The organism is Ensifer adhaerens (assembly GCF_002007205.1).
Taxonomy (GTDB): Bacteria; Pseudomonadota; Alphaproteobacteria; order Rhizobiales; family Rhizobiaceae; genus Ensifer; species Ensifer adhaerens_D.
On sequence record NZ_LAZS01000005.1, the window covers coordinates 104,950 to 122,067 of the forward strand.

Below are 17,118 nucleotides of genomic sequence, written 5' to 3' on the forward strand. Positions count from 1 at the left end.
AAAGGCTCCCGCGTGCCGCGTGCTCTTTAAGACTTCAGGAACGGAGCTCGACATGGCTTCAACAGAAACCCTCCGCAGACCGGTCTCCGGTTTCAGGATCAGCAGGAAGATGCTTCCCTATGTGCTGAGCCTGCCGGCATTGCTCGTCTGCATCGGCATCCTCATCCCGTTCTTCACGGCGGTCATCTATTCCTTCCAGCGCTACCGGCTGAGCCAGCCCTGGGCGCGCCAGTTCAACTGGGGCGAAAACTATCTCAACTTCATCACCGACCCGGCCTTCTGGAACACGCTAAAAGTGTCGCTGCTCTATGCCGGCCTCACGGTGACGCTGGAACTGCTGCTCGGCCTCGGCATTGCGCTCTTGTTGCAGCGGCGCTCGACGGTCAACAACTTCATCTCGATCATGCTGCTCTTGCCGCTGATGATCGCGCCGGCGCTTGCCGCCTTGATGTGGAAGCTGATGACCAATCCGAGCTTCGGGATCCTCAGCTATCTCGCAAGCCTGATCGGGCTGCATGACTTCCGCTGGGCGTCCTCGCCGGATACGGCGCTTTTGACCGTCGTGCTCGTCGATATCTGGGTCTATACGCCCTTCATCATGATCCTGCTGCTTGCCGGGCTGCGCTCACTGCCGACCCAGCCTTTCGAGGCCGCAGCCCTTGACGGCGTGCCGCGCAGCTTCGTCTTCTTCCGCATCACGCTTCCGATGCTCACACCCTATATCCTGACGGCGACGCTCTTCCGGCTGCTGGACAGCATCCAGCAGTTCGACATCATCTACGCGATGACGCAAGGCGGCCCCGGCAACACGCTGACGGTGTTCCAGGTCGAGGCCTATCTCAACTTCTTCCAGTCGACCAATGTCGGCCGTTCGGCAGCGCTTCTGATCATCCTGTGGGCGATCACCTACACGCTGTCCAATGTCTTCATCAAGAACTGGCTGCGGCTGCGCGAACGCGCTCGCGGCGAAGCTTAAGGGAGGGATCGATGGACACCATGTCTCCGCTCGAACGGGTTCTGCGCGGTCTTGCCCTCACGCTCGTCGTCGTCTTCTTCATGTTCCCGATCTTCTGGATCTTCCTGATGTCGTTCCAGACGAACGAGACGATCCTGGCGATCCCGCCGTCGATCGTGTTCTCACCGACGCTCTCGAATTACGCGGCGCTGATCACCGGCAAGCTGCAGACCGCCGCCGGAACGCTCGACATCGCCTTCATGCGCAACCTTGGAAACTCGATCTTCCTGTCGGTCGCCTCGGTTGCGGTAGCGCTGGTGCTCGGCGTGCCCGCCGCCTACGCCTTCGCCCGCCACAAGTTCAAGGGATCGGAAGACATCGCGTTCACGCTTTTGTCCTTCCGCTTCGCGCCGCCGCTCTTGGTGCTGCTGCCGCTGACCCAGTATTTCCAGTGGCTCGGCCTTTCCAACACTTACTTCGGGCTGATCTGGGTCTACCAGCTCATCTGCCTGCCGCTGATCCTCTGGATCGTGCGCGGCTACTTCGAGGATATCTCGGCCGATGTCGAATATGCCTATCGCATCGCCGGTCATTCCTGGTTTGCGACCTTCCGCAAGATCGCGCTGCCGCTGGCCGGACCTGGTATTGCCGCTGCCGGCCTGCTCGCCTTCATCTTCGCCTGGAACAACTTCGTCTTCGCACTGGTGCTGGCGTCCGCTGACAAGCAGCCGGTGACAGTGGGGGCGCTTGCCTTCGTCACCTCCTCGGGCATCCAATACGGGCAGATCGCGGCGGCCATCGTGCTCTCGGTCACGCCGACGCTCGCACTAGCACTCTACGCCCAGCGCTACCTCGTCGAAGGCCTGTCGCTCGGCGCGGTGAAAGGGTAATTCATGACCACGCTGCAACTGAGGAATATCGTCAAGCGCTACAAGAGCCAGACTGTGCTCGACGACCTGACGCTCGACGTCGCAGATGGCGAGCGGCTGGTGCTCTTCGGCCCCTCCGGCGCCGGCAAGACCGTGCTGCTTCGGCTGGTGGCCGGTGTCATCGAACCGGACGAGGGCAGGGTGCTGATCGGCGGCGAAGACATGACCGATGTCGATGCCGAGCACCGCGGTGTCGGCATGGCCTTCCAGAACTTCGCGCTGTTTCCGCATATGAGCGCCTTCGACAACATCGCCAGCCCGCTGACGGCGACGAAGTCGTCGAAGGAGAAGATTGCCGCCGGCGTGCAGAAGGTCGCCAAGCTCCTGAAGATCGACCATGTGCTGACGCATCACCCGAAGGCGCTTTCGAATGGCCAGAAGCAGAGAACGGCGCTTGCCCGCGCGCTCGTCGGCTCGCCGCCGCTGCTTCTGCTCGACGATCCCTTGCGCAACGTCGACGCGAAGCTCCGCTTCGAGATGCGGCTGGAACTGCCGCGGCTCTTGGCGGCGCAGGGCGCCACCGTCGTCTACGTCACCCAGGATTACAAGGAAGCGATGGCGCTCGGCGACCGGATCGCCGTCATGGCCGCCGGCCGTATTCGCCAGATCGGCACGCCGCAAGAGATCTACAACGCGCCCGCCGATATCGAGATCGGGCGGCTCTTCGGTGACCCCACCATCAACCTGCTCGATGTCACGCCGCAGCGCGGCGGCGGGGACGTTTTCGTCGAGCTGTCCAACGTTCGCGTGCGGCTTGCCGACTACGGCGCCGATGTTGTCGGCAGTCCGTGCGTGCTCGGGCTGAGGCCGGAGGCGATCAGCTTCGTCGATGCTGCGGCACCCGGTGCGATCCCTGTCACGGTCGAGGCGGAAACGCCGCTCAACGAAAAGACCGTGACGCTGGCACTGACCGCCCGCGGCCGCGAAATCCTGGTATCGCGCCCCGCCGGTACGCCTGGTCCGACCGCGGGACCTGCCCATATTGCCGTCAATGGCATGCAGGCCTTTCTCTTCGACAAGACGAGCGGCGCTCTTCTGCCGCGCGCCGACCTTGCAGCCAAGCGCAATGGAGAAGCGGCATGACCGACACCGCTCTTTTGATCAAGGACGTCGACAAGTTCTACGGTCCCGTCGACTACGGCGTGCATGCCGTGAAGAAGCTGAACATGGATGTGCGCAAAGGCGAGATCATCGCGCTGCTCGGCTCGTCGGGCTGCGGCAAGACCTCGACGCTGCGCATGATCGCCGGCTTCGAGGCGGTTTCGCGCGGGACAATCTCGCTTGTTGGCAAAGAGGTTCAGACCCTGCCGCCGGTGCGCCGCAACGTCGCCATGGCGTTTGAGGGCTATTCGCTCTACCCGCCGCTGACGGTGCGCGAAAACATCGCCTTTGCGCTGAAGGCCTCGAAGCTCTCGCAGGGTGTCGTCGACGAGAAGGTCGCTGGCATCGCCAAGCTGCTTGAGATCGAGGACATTCTCGGCCGTTACCCAAGCTCGATTTCCGGCGGCCAGCAGCAGCGCGCCTCGCTTGGCCGGGCGTTGATCCGCGATGCCAACCTGCACCTGCTCGACGAGCCGATGGGGCAGCTCGAGCCGCAGCTTCGGGCACTGCTTCGCGGCCGCATCAAGCATTTCATCAAGGAGCGTGGGCTGACGGCAATCCTCGTCACCCACGACCAGACGGAGGCGAATGCGCTTGCCGACCGGATCGCCGTTATGGAAGGCGGCGTGCTGCAGCAGTTCGACACGCCGCAGAAGATCAAGGAGCGGCCGGCCAATCTGTTCACCGGCACCTTCGTCGGCGAGCCGCCGATGAACGTCTTCGAGGCCAGCGTCACCGGCTCGGAAAGCCGGATGGCCTTCGGCCTCAAGGATGGCGTGCGGCTCGAATATGCGGCTTCGGATTTCTCGCATGCGGTGCGCGACGAACTCATCAGACGGCAGAAGGTGGTGCTCGGCATCCGGCCCTATTCGGTGCGCCGCAGTGCCGATGGCGTCACCGGCCGCGTTGCGGTCAACCAGTGGCTCGGCGACCAGACCCATATCGCCGCGGATTTCGCCGGCGGCACGATGGTGCTCGTCGAGCATGACCGCACGGAGCTCGATGTCGGCCAGCCGATCGGCATTCACCTCGACCCGTCGAGCCTGCATGTCTTCGACGGCGAGAGCGGCCGGGCGATCAGCCATGGACAGGAGCTTGCCTGATGCGGGACATCCTCATCGGCATCGATGCGGGAACGTCGGTCATCAAGTCGGTGGCCTTCGATCTCGCAGGCCGGCAGCTCGCCTCGGCGGCGCTGCCGAACGCCTATGAGGCCGTCGGCCGCGCCGGCAGCGTGCAGGATCTCGACCGCACCTGGGCCGATGCGGCAACGACGCTGAAGCAGCTCTCGGACAAGATAGAAAATCTCGCCGGCCGCGTTGCCGCAATCGCGGTGACCGGGCAGGGCGACGGTACCTGGATGATCGACAAGGCCGGCGCGCCGGTCGGCAAGGGCTGGCTCTGGCTCGATGCGCGCGCCGGCGAGACCGTCGAGCGGCTGCGTGGTGACAGCGGCGATGTCGCCCGCTTCGAAAGCACCGGTTCGGGCCTTGCCGCCTGTCAGCAGGGGCCGCAGTTGCGCTGGATGAGCGACCATGCGCCCGAGATGCTCTCGGGCGTCGCCACCACGTTCCATTGCAAGGACTGGCTCTATTTCAAGCTGACGGGAAAGCGGGCGACCGATCCGTCCGAGGCGAATTTCAGCTTCGGCAATTTTCGCACCCGCAGCTACAACGACGACGTCATTGCTTTCCTCGGTCTTGAAAAGCTCAAGCACGTGCTGCCGGAGATCGTCGATGGTGCGGTGACCCATCATCAGCTCTCGGCGGAGGCCGCCGGCATCACCGGCCTTACCGAGGGCACGCCTATCGTGCTCGGTTACGTCGATGTCGTCTGCACCGCGCTCGGCGCCGGGCTCTACGATCCGGGCACCGATACCGGCTGCTCGATCATCGGCTCGACCGGCATGCATATGCGGCTTGCCAACGGCGCCGACGATGTGCGGCTCAACCGGGACTTGACCGGCTACACCATGTGCATGCCGATCCCGGGCGCCTACGCGCAGATGCAGTCGAACATGGCGGCGACGCTCAATATCGACTGGATCCTGTCGCTGGCCTCAGGCCTCTTGAAGGGCATGGGGGTCGAGAAATCCAAGAGCGAGTTGCTCGCTTTTGTCGACGGCTGGCTGGCCGACGCCCGGGACACATCGCTGATCTTCCAACCCTATATCTCGGAAGCCGGCGAGCGCGGACCGTTCGTCGATGCCACGGCGCGCGCCTCCTTCGTCGGGCTCTCGGTCACCCATGGCTTTCCGGACATGGTGAAGGCGGTCTTCGACGGCCTCGCCATGGCCGCGCGCGATTGTTACGCCGAAATGGGGCCGCTTCCCGGTCGCGTCCGGCTGACGGGCGGTGCCGCCCGCAGCGCATCGCTCCGCCGCATCCTCGGTGCTGCCCTTGGCGCCAGCGTCCAGACGAGCGAGCGGGAAGAGGCAGGGGCTGCCGGTGCTGCGATGATCGCCGCCGTCTCGCTCGGCATCTATCCCTCGATGGCCGATTGCCTCGGCGACTGGGTCACCCCTTACCAAAGGCCGGCGGAGGTGCCCGACCCGGCGCTTGCCCGCCGCTTCGACGAACTTTTCCCCGCCTACCAGCAGTCGCGCGCAGCGCTCAGACCCGTCTGGCACGCACTCTCCCAATGTGCCGCCACGGAAGACCAACAGGAAAGACCGAAATGAAGAAGATAGCGATCATCGGCGACCGGTTCATGCTGCCGGACGTTTTCCGCGACAAGATCGTCGAGGCGACCGGCAACGGCCATGACATTCGCACGCTCGAACTGCCCTGGCCGGATGTGCCGATGGAGCACGGCTATGCCGTCGAGGGCATGGACGGTCTCAAGGAATATCTCGGCAAGCCCGAGGACATTATCGACTTCATCGGTGACGCCGAAATCCTGGTGACGCAACTGGCGCCGCTGTCGCGCGGAATGCTTGAGGCGTTGCCCGGATTGAGGCTCGTCGCCGTCTCGCGCGGGGGGCCCGTCAACATCGACATGGGCGCCGCAAGGGATGCCGGGGTGCGCGTCGTCAACACGCCCGGCCGCAACGCCAACGCCGTCGCCGAATTCACGCTCGGCGCCATTCTCGCGGAGACGCGACTGATCCGCACCGGTCATGAGGCGTTGCGCAAGGGTGAATGGCGCGGCGACCTCTACCGCGCCGATCGCACCGGCCGCGAGCTCTGCGAAATGACCGTCGGCGTCATCGGCTACGGCAATATCGGCACCAAGGTCGTGCGTCTGCTGCGCGCCTTCGGCACCAAGGTGCTCGTACATGATCCCTATGTGCAGCTGTCCGCCGACGATCTCAACGCCGGCGTCGAGCAGGTCTCGCTGGACGCGCTGCTTTCCCGTTCCGACGTCGTGACCTTGCATCCGCGCGTGACCGAGGAGACGCGCAACATGATGAACGCCGAGACCTTTGCGAAGATGAAGTCCGGCGCGATCTTCGTGAACACGGCGCGCGGACCGCTCTGCGACTACGACGCGCTCTACGACAACCTAGTGAGCGGCCATCTTGCAGCGGCGATGCTCGAAACCTTCGCCGTCGAGCCGGTGCCGGAGGACTGGCCGCTTCTGCAGCTTCCGAACGTGACGCTGACGCCGCACATCGCCGGCGCTTCGGTGCGCACCGTCACCTTCGCTGCCGAAATGGCGGCCGAGGAAGTGCGTCGCTACATCGCCGGTCTGCCGCCGGTCAATCCGTGCTGACGACAGGAGTGACGACGTTGGTTTCCGATACCGGAATATACGATCTGTTCGTCGTCGGCGGCGGCGTCAACGGCGCGGGCATTGCGCGCGACGCCGCAGGGCGCGGGCTCTCGGTCCTCCTGTGCGAGAAGGACGATCTGGCGCAAGGGACGAGCTCGCGCTCCGGCAAGCTGGTGCATGGCGGCCTGCGCTATCTCGAATACTACGAGTTCCGGCTGGTGCGCGAGGCGCTGATCGAACGCGAAGTTCTGCTTTCCTCCGCGCCGCACATCATCTGGCCGATGCGCTTCGTGCTGCCGCACAACCCTCAGGACCGGCCGGCCTGGCTCGTGCGTCTCGGCCTCTTCCTCTACGACCATCTCGGCGGGCGCAAGCGTTTGCCGGGCACCCGCAGCCTCGATCTTGCGACAGCACCCGAGGGTGCGCCGATCAAGCGCGAGTATCGCAAGGCCTTCGAATATTCCGACTGTTGGGTGGACGACGCGCGTCTTGTCGTTCTGAACGCGCTCGACGCCCGCGCCCGTGGCGCCCGGGTGCTGACGCGAACCGCCTGCAGCGCGATCCGCCGGCGCGATGGGCTCTGGCATATCGAGATGACCGACACGCGCAGCGGCGTGAAGACCGAGGCAAGGGCGCGGTGCGTCGTCAACACCGCCGGTCCCTGGGTCAACGACGTCATCGGCCGGATCGGGGGCTTGAACTCCACCCGCAGCGTGCGCCTCGTCAAGGGCAGCCACATCGTCGTGCCGAAATTCTGGGAGGGGCGGCAGGCCTATCTGGTGCAGAACCCGGACAAGCGGGTGATCTTCATCAACCCCTACCAGAACGACCTGGCGCTGATTGGCACGACGGATATTCCCTATGAGGGGCGGCCGGAGGACGTGGCCGCCGACGGCAACGAGATCGCCTATCTCTTGAAGTCGGTGAACCGCTACTTCAAGCAGCAGCTCACTTCTGACGATATCGTCTACAGCTTCTCCGGCGTGCGCCCGCTCTATGACGACAATGCCGAAAATCCTTCGGCCGTCACCCGTGACTATATCTTCGAGGTCGACGCGGCCGATGGGCAGCCGCCTTTGCTTTCGGTCTTCGGCGGCAAGATCACCACCTTCCGCAAGCTCTCGGAACATGCGCTGGAGCGGTTGAAGCCGTTCTTCCCCAAGATGGGGCCGGCCTGGACGGCGAGGGCGCACCTGCCCGGCGGCGACATGGCTGAGGCCGATTTCGATCTGTTCCTGGGTGAGCTCAAGGCGCGTTATCGCTGGTTGCCCTCGGATCTCGCCAAGCATTATGCGCGGCTCTACGGCACGCGCACGCATGGGCTGCTTGCCGGCGCCACATCGCTCGACGATCTCGGTCCGGCCTTCGGCCCGCATTTGCACGAGCGCGAGGCGCGCTTCCTCATCGAAAACGAATGGGCGCTGACGGCGGACGACATTCTCGACCGTCGCACCAAGCATGGCCTGCACATGACGCCGGCCGAACGGCAGGCTTTCACCCATTGGCTGGAACGCCAGCAGCAAGCGGCCTGAAGGAGAGCGGATGCGAAGTCTGGAATTCGAAGCGCTTCTCGATCTCTCGGCCCGCGTCGGGGCGGATCCGCTGCTGGTGCAAGGTGCGGGCGGCAATACCTCGATCAAGGAGGGCGGCACGCTCTGGATCAAGGCCTCGGGCCTGTGGCTGGCGCATGCCCGCCAGCGCGATGTCATGGTGCCGGTGGCGCTCGAGCCCTTGCTTGAGGCGCTGGAAGCGAACGACCCTGCGACCGAAAAAACCCAGGATTTCGTCATTGCCGAGCGCAATCCCTCGGGCCTGCGCCCCTCGATCGAAACGACGGTGCATGCGCTGATGCCGCAGAAGGTGGTGGTGCATGTGCACTGCGTCGAGACGATCGCGACGGCGGTGCAGACCAATGGTGCGGCGATCGCTGCCGAGCGGCTTGCCGGCTACCCCCATGTCTTCGTGCCCTATGCCCGGCCGGGCTTGCCGCTTGCCAAGGCGATTGCCGAGCGGGTGCAGGACAACACGTCGGTTCTGGTGCTCGGCAATCACGGCCTGGTCGTCGCTGCCGAAAACGTCGTCGATGCGGCGATCCTGCTGACGGACATCACCCGCCGCCTGACCGTCGCGCGGCGGCAGGCGCCGCCGGCCGATGTGGCGGCGCTCTCTCGGCTTGCCGTCGACAGCGATTACCGGCTGCCGGAGGATGCCGGCCTGCATGCGGTTGCGGCCGATCTCGACAGCTGCCGCCTTGCCCCCGGTGGCAGTCTCTATCCCGATCATGTCATCTTCCTCGGCAAGGGCGTTGTGGTCGCCGCGCCCGGCGAGACCGCGCTTTCGATCGAGACGAAGCGGCGTGCGACCGGCGACAGCCTGCCGCCGCTCATACTCTTTCCTGGCAAGGGCGTGCTGGTGCAGAAGGAGATTTCCGCCGGCGCCTTCGCCATGGCCCGGTGCCTTGCCGACGTGATGGCCCGCATCCCGACGGATGCGCGGCTGCGCTACCTGACGGACGCCGAAAACGCCGAGCTTCTCGGCTGGGATGCGGAAAAGTATCGCCAGCAACTCAACCGGGCAGGGCAGGTGCTCCAATGAGCAGCCGGTCAGACAAACTCGTTGTCGGCATCGACATCGGCACCTCGGGCGCTCGGGCGGTCGCCATGGCTTCCGATGGCAGCGTCGTCGCATCCGGTGCGGCGAAGCTTTCGGCCTTTTCCGATGACCATCGCGATCCCGTCGGCTGGTGGAAGGCTGTGCAGGCGGCCCTCGAGGAAACGCTCGGCCGCGCCGACCGGCAGAAGGTCGCAGCGCTTGCGATCGACGGCACGTCGGGCACGATGCTGCCGGTCGATGAGAGTGGCGCGCCGCTGGCGGTGCCGATGATGTACAACGATCCGGTTGGCGACCGCGCTCTTCTCGATGCGATCGCAGCCCATGCGCCGCGGGAGAGTGCTGCCCATGGCGCCACGTCCGGCCTTGCCAAACTTCTTGCCTTCCAGTCGCTGCCGGGCTTGTTCCGAGTGATCCATCAGGCCGACTGGCTGGCCGGGCATTTCACCGGGCTTTACGACGTCTCCGACGAAAACAACGCGCTGAAAACCGGCTACGACCCGGTGGAGCGCCGCTGGCCCGATTGGATCGAGAGCACCGGTGCCCGCGTCGACCTCTTGCCCGATGCGCTGCCGGCCGGCGCGCCGGTGGCGACGATCAGCCCCTTGGCCGCCGAAGCTTTCGGTCTTTCAGGCGAAGTGGTGGTCGTTGCCGGCACCACGGACGGATGCGCATCGTTTCTTGCCACCGGCGCCGACCAGCCGGGCGACGGCGTCAGCGCGCTCGGCACGACGCTGACGGTGAAGATGCTCTCCGACCGCCCGCTGTTTGCGCCGGAATATGGGCTCTATAGTCACCGGATCGGCGAGATGTGGCTGGCGGGCGGTGCCTCCAATACGGGCGGGGTGGTGCTGGCGGAACATTTCTCGCCGGAGCGGATCGCGACCCTTTCGTCCGAGATCGATCCGGCCGTCGACACCGGGCTCGATTATTATCCGCTGGTGAAACCCGGTGAGCGTTTTCCCATCGCCGATCCGGATTTCCCGCCGCGCATGACCCCGCGGCCGGTCGATGACGCGACCTTCCTCAAGGCAATCTTCGAGGGCATCGCCGGCGTCGAGAGCCTCGCCTATCAGCGGCTGACGTCGCTTGGCGGGCCGGGGCTCCGATCGCTTCGCAGTGTCGGCGGCGGTGCCAAGAACGCGGCCTGGAGCGCTATCCGGGCGCGCAAGCTCGGCGTGCCGTTTCTGCCCGTTCTGTCCGAGGAGGCGGCGGCCGGCACGGCACGGCTGGCGCTGGCTGGTGCCAGAAAGGCTGGTGTGCTGTGACATTTGCTCAAACGAGTGCGATCGAGGGACTTGGCGAGATTGCCGATCGCTACGACGCCTTCCTGATCGATCAGTTCGGCGTGCTGCGCGATGGCTGCGGTCCCTATCCGGGGGCGGCCGAAACGCTCATGCGGCTGAAGGATGCGGGAAAGCGCGTCATCATTCTCTCCAATTCCGGAAAGCGCTCGGCGGAAAACGACCGTCGCCTCGTCGATCTCGGATTCGTCGCTGGAAGCTGGGACTGGTTTTTGACCTCGGGCGAAGTCGCCTGGCAGATCCTCAAGTGCGAAGGCGAGGCTGCTGCCGGCAAGCGGCGCAAGTGCCTGTTCATCAGCCGCGACGGTGACCTCTCGCCGCTGACGGGGCTCGATCTCGAACGCACGGAGAGCGGGGTGGATGCCGACTTCGTGCTGCTGGCCGCGAGCGAGGGTGACGTTCATCCGCTCTCCCACTACGAAGCGTTGCTGGCGCCGGCGGCCGCGCGCGGCGTTCCCTGCCTCTGCACCAATCCGGACAAGGTGATGCTGACGAAGACGGGGACCGCGTTCGGTGCCGGCCGCATCGCCGAACTTTACGAGGAACTGGGCGGCACCGTCCGGTGGATCGGCAAACCTTTTTCCGACATCTATGCTGCGGCCCTCGAATTCCTCGGGCATCCCGATCCGGCACGGGTGTGCGCGATCGGCGACAGCATCGAGCACGATATCGCCGGTGCAGCAAGCGCCGGGCTTCATTCCGTGCTGGTGACGACCGGGATACTGGAGCGCGCCTCGGACGCGGAGCGCCGCAAGCTCTTTGCCGAACACGGCGCCAACCCCGATTTCATCCTTCCGAAATTTCTCTGGTAGCCGGGAGTAAGGTCGTGGCCTTCACGCTGTCGCTCAACACCAATCCGCTGGTCAACCGCTTCGCCGAGCCTGACGACCTGATCGACACGATCGCCGAGAAGATCCGCATCGGCTACGTCCAGCTAACCCACGAGTTCGTCAATCCCGGCTGGCCGGCGGCAACGATCGCCAAGACCGTCAGGCAGTTTCGTCGGGCGCTCGACCGTACCGGCGTGAAGATCACCTCGGGCATGACCGGCCCCTATGGTCGGCTCAACCATTTCGGCCATCCAGACCCGGATGTCAGGCGCTACTATGTCGACTGGTTCAAGACCTTCGCCGATATCTCCGCCGAGCTTGGCGCCTCGGGCATGGGCACGCAGTTCGCGATCTTCACGCTCAGGGACTATGACGACCCGGTGCGGCGCGAGGAGATGATGCGGATCGCCATCGACTGCTGGCGCGAAGTGGCCGAGCACGGCAAGGCGGCCGGGCTCTCCTATGTCTTCTGGGAGCCGATGTCGGTCGGCCGTGAGTTCGGCCACACGATCGAGGAATGCCGGGCGCTCGACCGGCGGCTCGCCGAAGCACATTTGCCGATCCCAATGAAAATGATGGTCGACATCGACCATGGCGACGTCACCTCCGACAACCCGGACGACATCGACCCCTATGCCTGGGCGGCGGCGTTCCCTGAGCGCTCGCCGATCATCCACATCAAGCAATCCTCGATGAACAAGGGCGGTCATTGGCCGTTCACCGCCGCCTACAACCGCGATGGCCGCATCACGCCGGAGAAGCTGATCGGCGCGGTCAAGGCCGGCGGTGGAACCGACAACGAGATCTGCCTGGAGCTTTCCTTCCGCGAACGCGAGCCGACGGACCACAACGTCGTCGAGATGATCCGGGAGTCGGTCGAATTCTGGGAGCCGCATATCGATACGGGCTTCAATCGCACAAAAAAATCACACTGAAAGATAACAAAATCACGTAGGATAAATTGAAATATCACAAATAAGTGTTATCTTCTCACGGTGAGCGCGGCCGAGGCTGCGTGAAATCGGGGCCGAGACGATGAAGCCGGAAGACAGGCGACAGGCGATCATGGATGTGCTGATGGAGGCCGGAACGGCGTCCGTCGAAGACCTGTCGCTGCGCTTCGGCGTCAGCAAGATGACGGTGCATCGCGATCTCGACGATCTCGAACAGGCGGGTCTGCTGCGCAAGGTGCATGGCGGCGCCTCGATCCAGTCCAGCCCGCAATTCGAAAGCGACTTTCGCTATCGCGAGAAGATCGCGATCTCCGAAAAGCGGCGGATCGCCGAACATGCCGCCTCGCTGATCGAGCCAGGACAGAGCATCCTCATCGACGACAGTTCGACGACCGGCGCGATCGCCGACTGCATCCGCGACATTCGTCCGCTGACGGTCATCACCAACAATCTCGGCGTGATTACCAGCCTTTCGGGTGCTGCCGGCATCAACGTCATCGCGCTCGGCGGGCAATACAGCAAGAAGTTCAACGGCTTCTTCGGCATCGTCACCGACGAGGCGCTGCGGTCGCTGCGCGTCGACATCGCCTTTCTCTCGAGTTCGGCGATCGAGGGCACCACCGCTTTCCACCAGGACCAGGAGGTGGTGCAGGCCAAGCGCCTGATGGTGAAGGCGGCCAAGCGCAAGTACCTCTTGGTGGATCACGACAAATTCGGGCGCTCGGCGCTCCATTTCCTGACCGGGCTCGATGCCTTCGACGCGGTGCTGACCGGCGCCGAAGTGGCTGCGGAACATGCAGCGCCGCTCGAAGAGGCGGGCATCCGGCTGGTCAGGGTCGACAATTCCAAGGAGAAAGCATGAAAAAGTCAGGCCTTTGGGTCGGCACCAGCTGGAAGATGAACAAGACGCTCGCCGAGGCGATGGTCTTTGCCGATGGTCTTGCGGCCGCCGACGCGACGCGCGACGAGCGCATCCAGCGCTTCGTCATTCCGCCGTTCACCGCGGTGCGAGAGGTCAAGGCGCGGCTTGCTGCGACGAGCGTCAAGGTCGGCGCCCAGAACATGCATTGGGACGATGCCGGCGCCTGGACCGGCGAGGTGTCGCCACTGATGCTTAGGGATTGCAATCTCGACGTGGTCGAGCTCGGCCACAGCGAGCGGCGCGAACATTTCGGCGAGACGGATCGCACCGTCGGCCTGAAGACGGCAGCTGCCGTGCGCCATGGCCTGGTGCCGCTGATCTGCATCGGCGAGACGCTTTCCGAGCGCGAGGCGGGCGAGGCGGACGAGGTGCTGAAGCGCCAGGTCGAGGGCGCGCTTAAGCTTCTCGAAGGCGAGGCGAAGGCGGCGACGATCCTGCTTGCCTACGAGCCGGTCTGGGCGATCGGCGTCAACGGCATTCCGGCGACGGCTGATTATGCCGATGAGCGCCACAAGCGCATCGCCGAGGTTGCCGAAGCCGCGCTCGGCCGGCGCGTGCCGGTGCTCTACGGCGGCAGCGTCAATCCCGGCAATTGCGAAGAACTGATTACTGAGGCGCATATCGACGGCCTCTTCATCGGCCGCTCCGCCTGGGACGTCACTGGTTATCTCGACATTCTGCAGCGTGTCGCAAGGGCGATCTGAGCCTCCGCGCGCCGCAGTTCATAAGAACGGAAAGGAACAATCATGAAGATTGCAATCGGGGCGGACAGCGCCGGCAAGCCCCTGCTGGATGTCATCGCGGCCCATCTCGGCGGCCGGAGCGACGTGGAGGTCGTGGACCTCAGCCAGTCCGGCTTCTATGCGGACCTCGCGCAGAACCTGGCGCAGCAGGTCGTCGAGGGCAAGCACGACCGCGGCATCCTGTTCTGCGGCACCGGCATCGGTGTGTGCATCTCTGCCAACAAGGTGCCGGGCATTCGCGCGGCGCTGACGCACGACACCTATTCGGCCGAGCGTGCGGCGAAGTCGAACAACGCCCAGATCATCACCATGGGCGCCCGTGTCATCGGCCCTGAACTGGCGAAGTCGATCGTCGACACCTGGCTCGCATCCGAGTTCGACCCGAACGGCTCTTCGGCCGGCAATGTCGAGGCGATCAATCGCCTGGATGCCGCCAGAGCCTGATGAGGAAAAGTGTGGGCGGTTTTCCGCCCGCATCTGTTCCCGACGTCAAGGCCCGACCCAATCTCGCGATGCCGTTGATCCTCCCTCAGGCATCGTGACGACACGCCCGGCAGCGATGCCGGGCGTTTTCGTGTCCGGGCTTCCCCTTCGCCTTGACGAGGCTTCTGCAAATATTTGAATATTCTTGCGGATCGTCAAATGAAGGACGTCGCCGCATGAGCGAAATGACCTCGACCGAGCCGCATCGAAGCGCGCACCATCATGTGGCGCGCATGAGCGGCCGCGACACGCATGAACATCACAGGACGGCGACGACGCTCGAACTCTTGTTCGACCTGACCTTCGTCATCGCCTTCAGCCTGGCCGCTTCGCAGCTTGCCCATTTCCTGGCGGAGGGGCACACCTTTTCCGGCCTGTTCGGCTTTGCGCTTGCGACTTTCTCGATCTGCTGGGCCTGGATCAATTTCAGCTGGTTCGCCTCCGCCTACGACACGGACGACTGGATTTTCCGCATCGTCACCATGGTGCAGATGGTCGGCGTGCTGATCCTTGCGATCGGCCTGCCGCCGATGTTCGAGTCGATCGACAAGGGCGAACGTCTCGACAATGGCATCATGGTGCTCGGCTACGTCGTCATGCGGGTGGCGATGCTCTTCCAATGGCTGCGTGCCAGCCGGCAGGACCCGGCACGACGGGATGCCTCCATGGCCTATGTGAAGGCAATCAGCGTCGCCCAGCTCGGCTGGGTCGTACTGATCTTCTTCGATTTCTCGCTGCTGGTGACCTTCGTCATGGTCGTGGGGCTGACGGCGATCGAGATGCTCGGCCCCTATGTCGCCGAGATGCGCTATGGCGGAACGCCCTGGCATGCCCATCACATCGCCGAGCGCTACGGGCTGCTCGCCATCATCGCGCTCGGGGAAGGGGTGGTCGGCACGGTCGCCTCGATCTCCGCCGTGGTCGAAGGGCAGGGCTGGAACCTCGATGTCGCGCTCGTCTGCCTGGCGGGCACCGGGCTCACCTTCGGCATGTGGTGGATCTACTTCCTGCTGCCGAGCGCCGAGATCCTGCACCGGCACCGTGAAAAGCGGTCCTTCGTCTGGGGCTATGGCCACATGCCGATCTTCGCCTCGATCGTCGCCACCGGGGCCGGGCTGCATGTGGCAGCCTATTACATCGAGCACAAGGCGCATATCGGCTCGGTCGCAACCGTGCTGACGGTCGCGGTTCCCGTGGGGTTCTACATCGGGCTGCTCTACGCGATGTATGCCTATCTCATGCAGCAGGTGGACCGCCTGCATCTCTGGTTGCTTGCTGCCGCTGTGCTGGTTTTGGCCGCTTCCGTCGCTGCGGCGATCGCCGGGCTCGGCATGGCCAAGTGCCTGATCATCCTGACGCTGGCGCCCGTCGTCGTCATCGTCGGCTACGAGGTGGCGGGACACCGGCACCGCGTGGCGGCGCTGGAGCGCAGCCTGCACAAGGGTGAAGGAGTGCATTGATTTTGCGAGTCGAAACAGCGGCTTGTGCGCCCAAGTTGGCGAGCCGATTCAGGCCGTTCACAGGTTGATTCAGGAAACGGTGGCGGGTGTGGCAGCCCCTCACCCTAGCCCTCTCCCCGCAAGCGGGGAGAGGGGACGAGGTCTACCGCCTGCCTCGATGGCTCTGGTCGCGTAGGTTCGAAAACCAAGGGCAATTGGGCGGCAAGGGTGCGGCTTGCGTCCTTCTCCCCGCGCGCGGGGAGAAGGTGGCGGCAGCCGGATGAGGGGCAAGCCCTCACCGGGCGGATGAGGGGTAGCCGCGACGAAGAGACATTGGGCGGGCCGCCCGGGGATCAGGCGTTGACGAGCGCCAGCTTGGCGCGGGCGTCGAGGATCTGGGCGCAGGCGTTGGCCGCTTCCGTGCCCTTCGCGACGAAGTGATCGCGGAAGAAGGCGATCAGCGGTTCGCTTTCCTGGAAATTGTGCGGCGTCAGCACCGCCGAAAGCACCGGTACATTGGTGTCGAGCTGCACGCGCATCATGGCGTCGAGCACGGTGCCGGCGACGAAGTCGTGGCGGTAGATGCCGCCGTCGACGACGAAGGCGGTGCCGAGGATCGCGGCATAACGGCCGGTCTTTACCAGCGTCTGCGCATGCAGCGGGATTTCGAGCGCGCCCGGCACGTCGAAGATCTCGACGTCGGCGGCCGAACCGCCGAGCTTCGTCCACTGTGCGACGAAAGCATCGACGCAGCGGTCGACGATATCGGCATGCCAGCGGGCACGGACGATCGCGATCTTGGCGGTTGGGTGGGAAAGAAGGGTCATGGTCTCAAGCCTTTCAGGGTTTGGCGTTTTCCAATGATCCCGTCGGGCGAACATGCATGCGCGCGAGGTCCCGTCGCGGGGACCCACGTTCCTGCTTGCTCTCTTCCATCCGGACTGTGACCGTCGGCTCCGGAATCTGACCGGATCTGCTGACCCCCAAGGGTGAAACCCTGAGGCGCTCGCGGGCTTCGGCCTTTCGGCCGCTACCGCCGGTGGGGAATTACACCCCGCCCTGAGAACAACGCGACTATATAGCGCGACCGCGCGCGGTCAAACGCACGGTGCGACGAAAATGCCGGAAATCACGA

At 64.6% G+C, this 17,118-nt stretch carries 16 protein-coding genes and 1 riboswitch; of the genes, 15 read left to right on the plus strand and 1 reads right to left on the minus strand.

What is annotated here, in order from left to right; translation table 11 throughout:
* Positions 1-52 precede the first annotated feature (52 nt).
* The 15 genes from XB14_RS04225 (at position 53) to XB14_RS04295 (ending at position 16,004) form a co-directional block, all read left to right on the plus strand.
* Positions 53-976, plus strand: a complete 924-nt coding sequence (locus XB14_RS04225) for a carbohydrate ABC transporter permease (RefSeq protein ID WP_077960418.1) — start codon at positions 53-55, stop codon at positions 974-976.
* Between the two features lie 11 nt (positions 977-987).
* On the plus strand, positions 988-1,845 hold the full coding sequence (locus tag XB14_RS04230) for a carbohydrate ABC transporter permease (protein ID WP_077960422.1): 858 nt from the start codon (positions 988-990) through the stop codon (positions 1,843-1,845).
* A gap of 3 nt (positions 1,846-1,848) precedes the next feature.
* On the plus strand, positions 1,849-2,967 hold the full coding sequence (locus XB14_RS04235) for an ABC transporter ATP-binding protein (protein WP_077960424.1): 1,119 nt from the start codon (positions 1,849-1,851) through the stop codon (positions 2,965-2,967).
* A complete protein-coding gene (locus XB14_RS04240; RefSeq protein WP_077960425.1) occupies positions 2,964-4,088 on the plus strand; it encodes an ABC transporter ATP-binding protein in 1,125 nt (374 codons plus the stop codon). Before XB14_RS04235 ends, XB14_RS04240 begins: the two co-directional genes overlap by 4 nt.
* A complete protein-coding gene (locus XB14_RS04245; protein ID WP_077960426.1) occupies positions 4,088-5,665 on the plus strand; it encodes an FGGY-family carbohydrate kinase in 1,578 nt (525 codons plus the stop codon). Before XB14_RS04240 ends, XB14_RS04245 begins: the two co-directional genes overlap by 1 nt.
* Positions 5,662-6,699 (plus strand): 2-hydroxyacid dehydrogenase, encoded by a 1,038-nt coding sequence (locus XB14_RS04250; RefSeq protein ID WP_077960429.1) that lies wholly within the window; start codon positions 5,662-5,664, stop codon positions 6,697-6,699. Before XB14_RS04245 ends, XB14_RS04250 begins: the two co-directional genes overlap by 4 nt.
* A 17-nt stretch (positions 6,700-6,716) precedes the next feature.
* Positions 6,717-8,231 (plus strand): glycerol-3-phosphate dehydrogenase, encoded by a 1,515-nt coding sequence (locus tag XB14_RS04255; protein WP_143348223.1) that lies wholly within the window; start codon positions 6,717-6,719, stop codon positions 8,229-8,231.
* A gap of 10 nt (positions 8,232-8,241) precedes the next feature.
* On the plus strand, positions 8,242-9,294 hold the full coding sequence (locus XB14_RS04260) for a class II aldolase/adducin family protein (protein ID WP_077960433.1): 1,053 nt from the start codon (positions 8,242-8,244) through the stop codon (positions 9,292-9,294).
* Positions 9,291-10,577, plus strand: a complete 1,287-nt coding sequence (locus XB14_RS04265) for an FGGY-family carbohydrate kinase (RefSeq protein WP_077960435.1) — start codon at positions 9,291-9,293, stop codon at positions 10,575-10,577. Before XB14_RS04260 ends, XB14_RS04265 begins: the two co-directional genes overlap by 4 nt.
* Positions 10,574-11,425, plus strand: coding sequence for a TIGR01459 family HAD-type hydrolase (locus tag XB14_RS04270; RefSeq protein ID WP_234803953.1), 852 nt, complete (start codon positions 10,574-10,576; stop codon positions 11,423-11,425). The genes XB14_RS04265 and XB14_RS04270 overlap by 4 nt, the downstream gene beginning before the upstream one ends.
* A 14-nt stretch (positions 11,426-11,439) precedes the next feature.
* The gene (locus XB14_RS04275) at positions 11,440-12,378 is read left to right on the plus strand and encodes a sugar phosphate isomerase/epimerase family protein (protein ID WP_077960436.1); all 939 of its coding nucleotides are present in this window, start codon (positions 11,440-11,442) and stop codon (positions 12,376-12,378) included.
* A 100-nt stretch (positions 12,379-12,478) separates the two neighbouring features.
* Positions 12,479-13,258 (plus strand): DeoR/GlpR family DNA-binding transcription regulator, encoded by a 780-nt coding sequence (locus XB14_RS04280; RefSeq protein ID WP_077960438.1) that lies wholly within the window; start codon positions 12,479-12,481, stop codon positions 13,256-13,258.
* A complete protein-coding gene (locus XB14_RS04285; protein ID WP_077960439.1) occupies positions 13,255-14,022 on the plus strand; it encodes a triose-phosphate isomerase in 768 nt (255 codons plus the stop codon). Before XB14_RS04280 ends, XB14_RS04285 begins: the two co-directional genes overlap by 4 nt.
* Positions 14,023-14,064: 42 nt before the next feature.
* Entirely contained in the window at positions 14,065-14,505 is a 441-nt protein-coding gene (locus tag XB14_RS04290; protein WP_077960440.1) for an RpiB/LacA/LacB family sugar-phosphate isomerase, read from the plus strand.
* A gap of 215 nt (positions 14,506-14,720) precedes the next feature.
* The gene (locus XB14_RS04295; RefSeq protein ID WP_077960441.1) at positions 14,721-16,004 is read left to right on the plus strand and encodes a low temperature requirement protein A; all 1,284 of its coding nucleotides are present in this window, start codon (positions 14,721-14,723) and stop codon (positions 16,002-16,004) included.
* A gap of 332 nt (positions 16,005-16,336) precedes the next feature.
* On the opposite strand, the gene XB14_RS04300 is transcribed toward XB14_RS04295, so the two are convergent.
* Positions 16,337-16,810, minus strand: a complete 474-nt coding sequence (locus XB14_RS04300) for a 6,7-dimethyl-8-ribityllumazine synthase (RefSeq protein WP_077960442.1) — start codon at positions 16,808-16,810, stop codon at positions 16,337-16,339.
* Between the two features lie 93 nt (positions 16,811-16,903).
* Positions 16,904-17,054: riboswitch (FMN riboswitch) on the minus strand.
* Between the last annotated feature and the right edge of the window lie 64 nt (positions 17,055-17,118).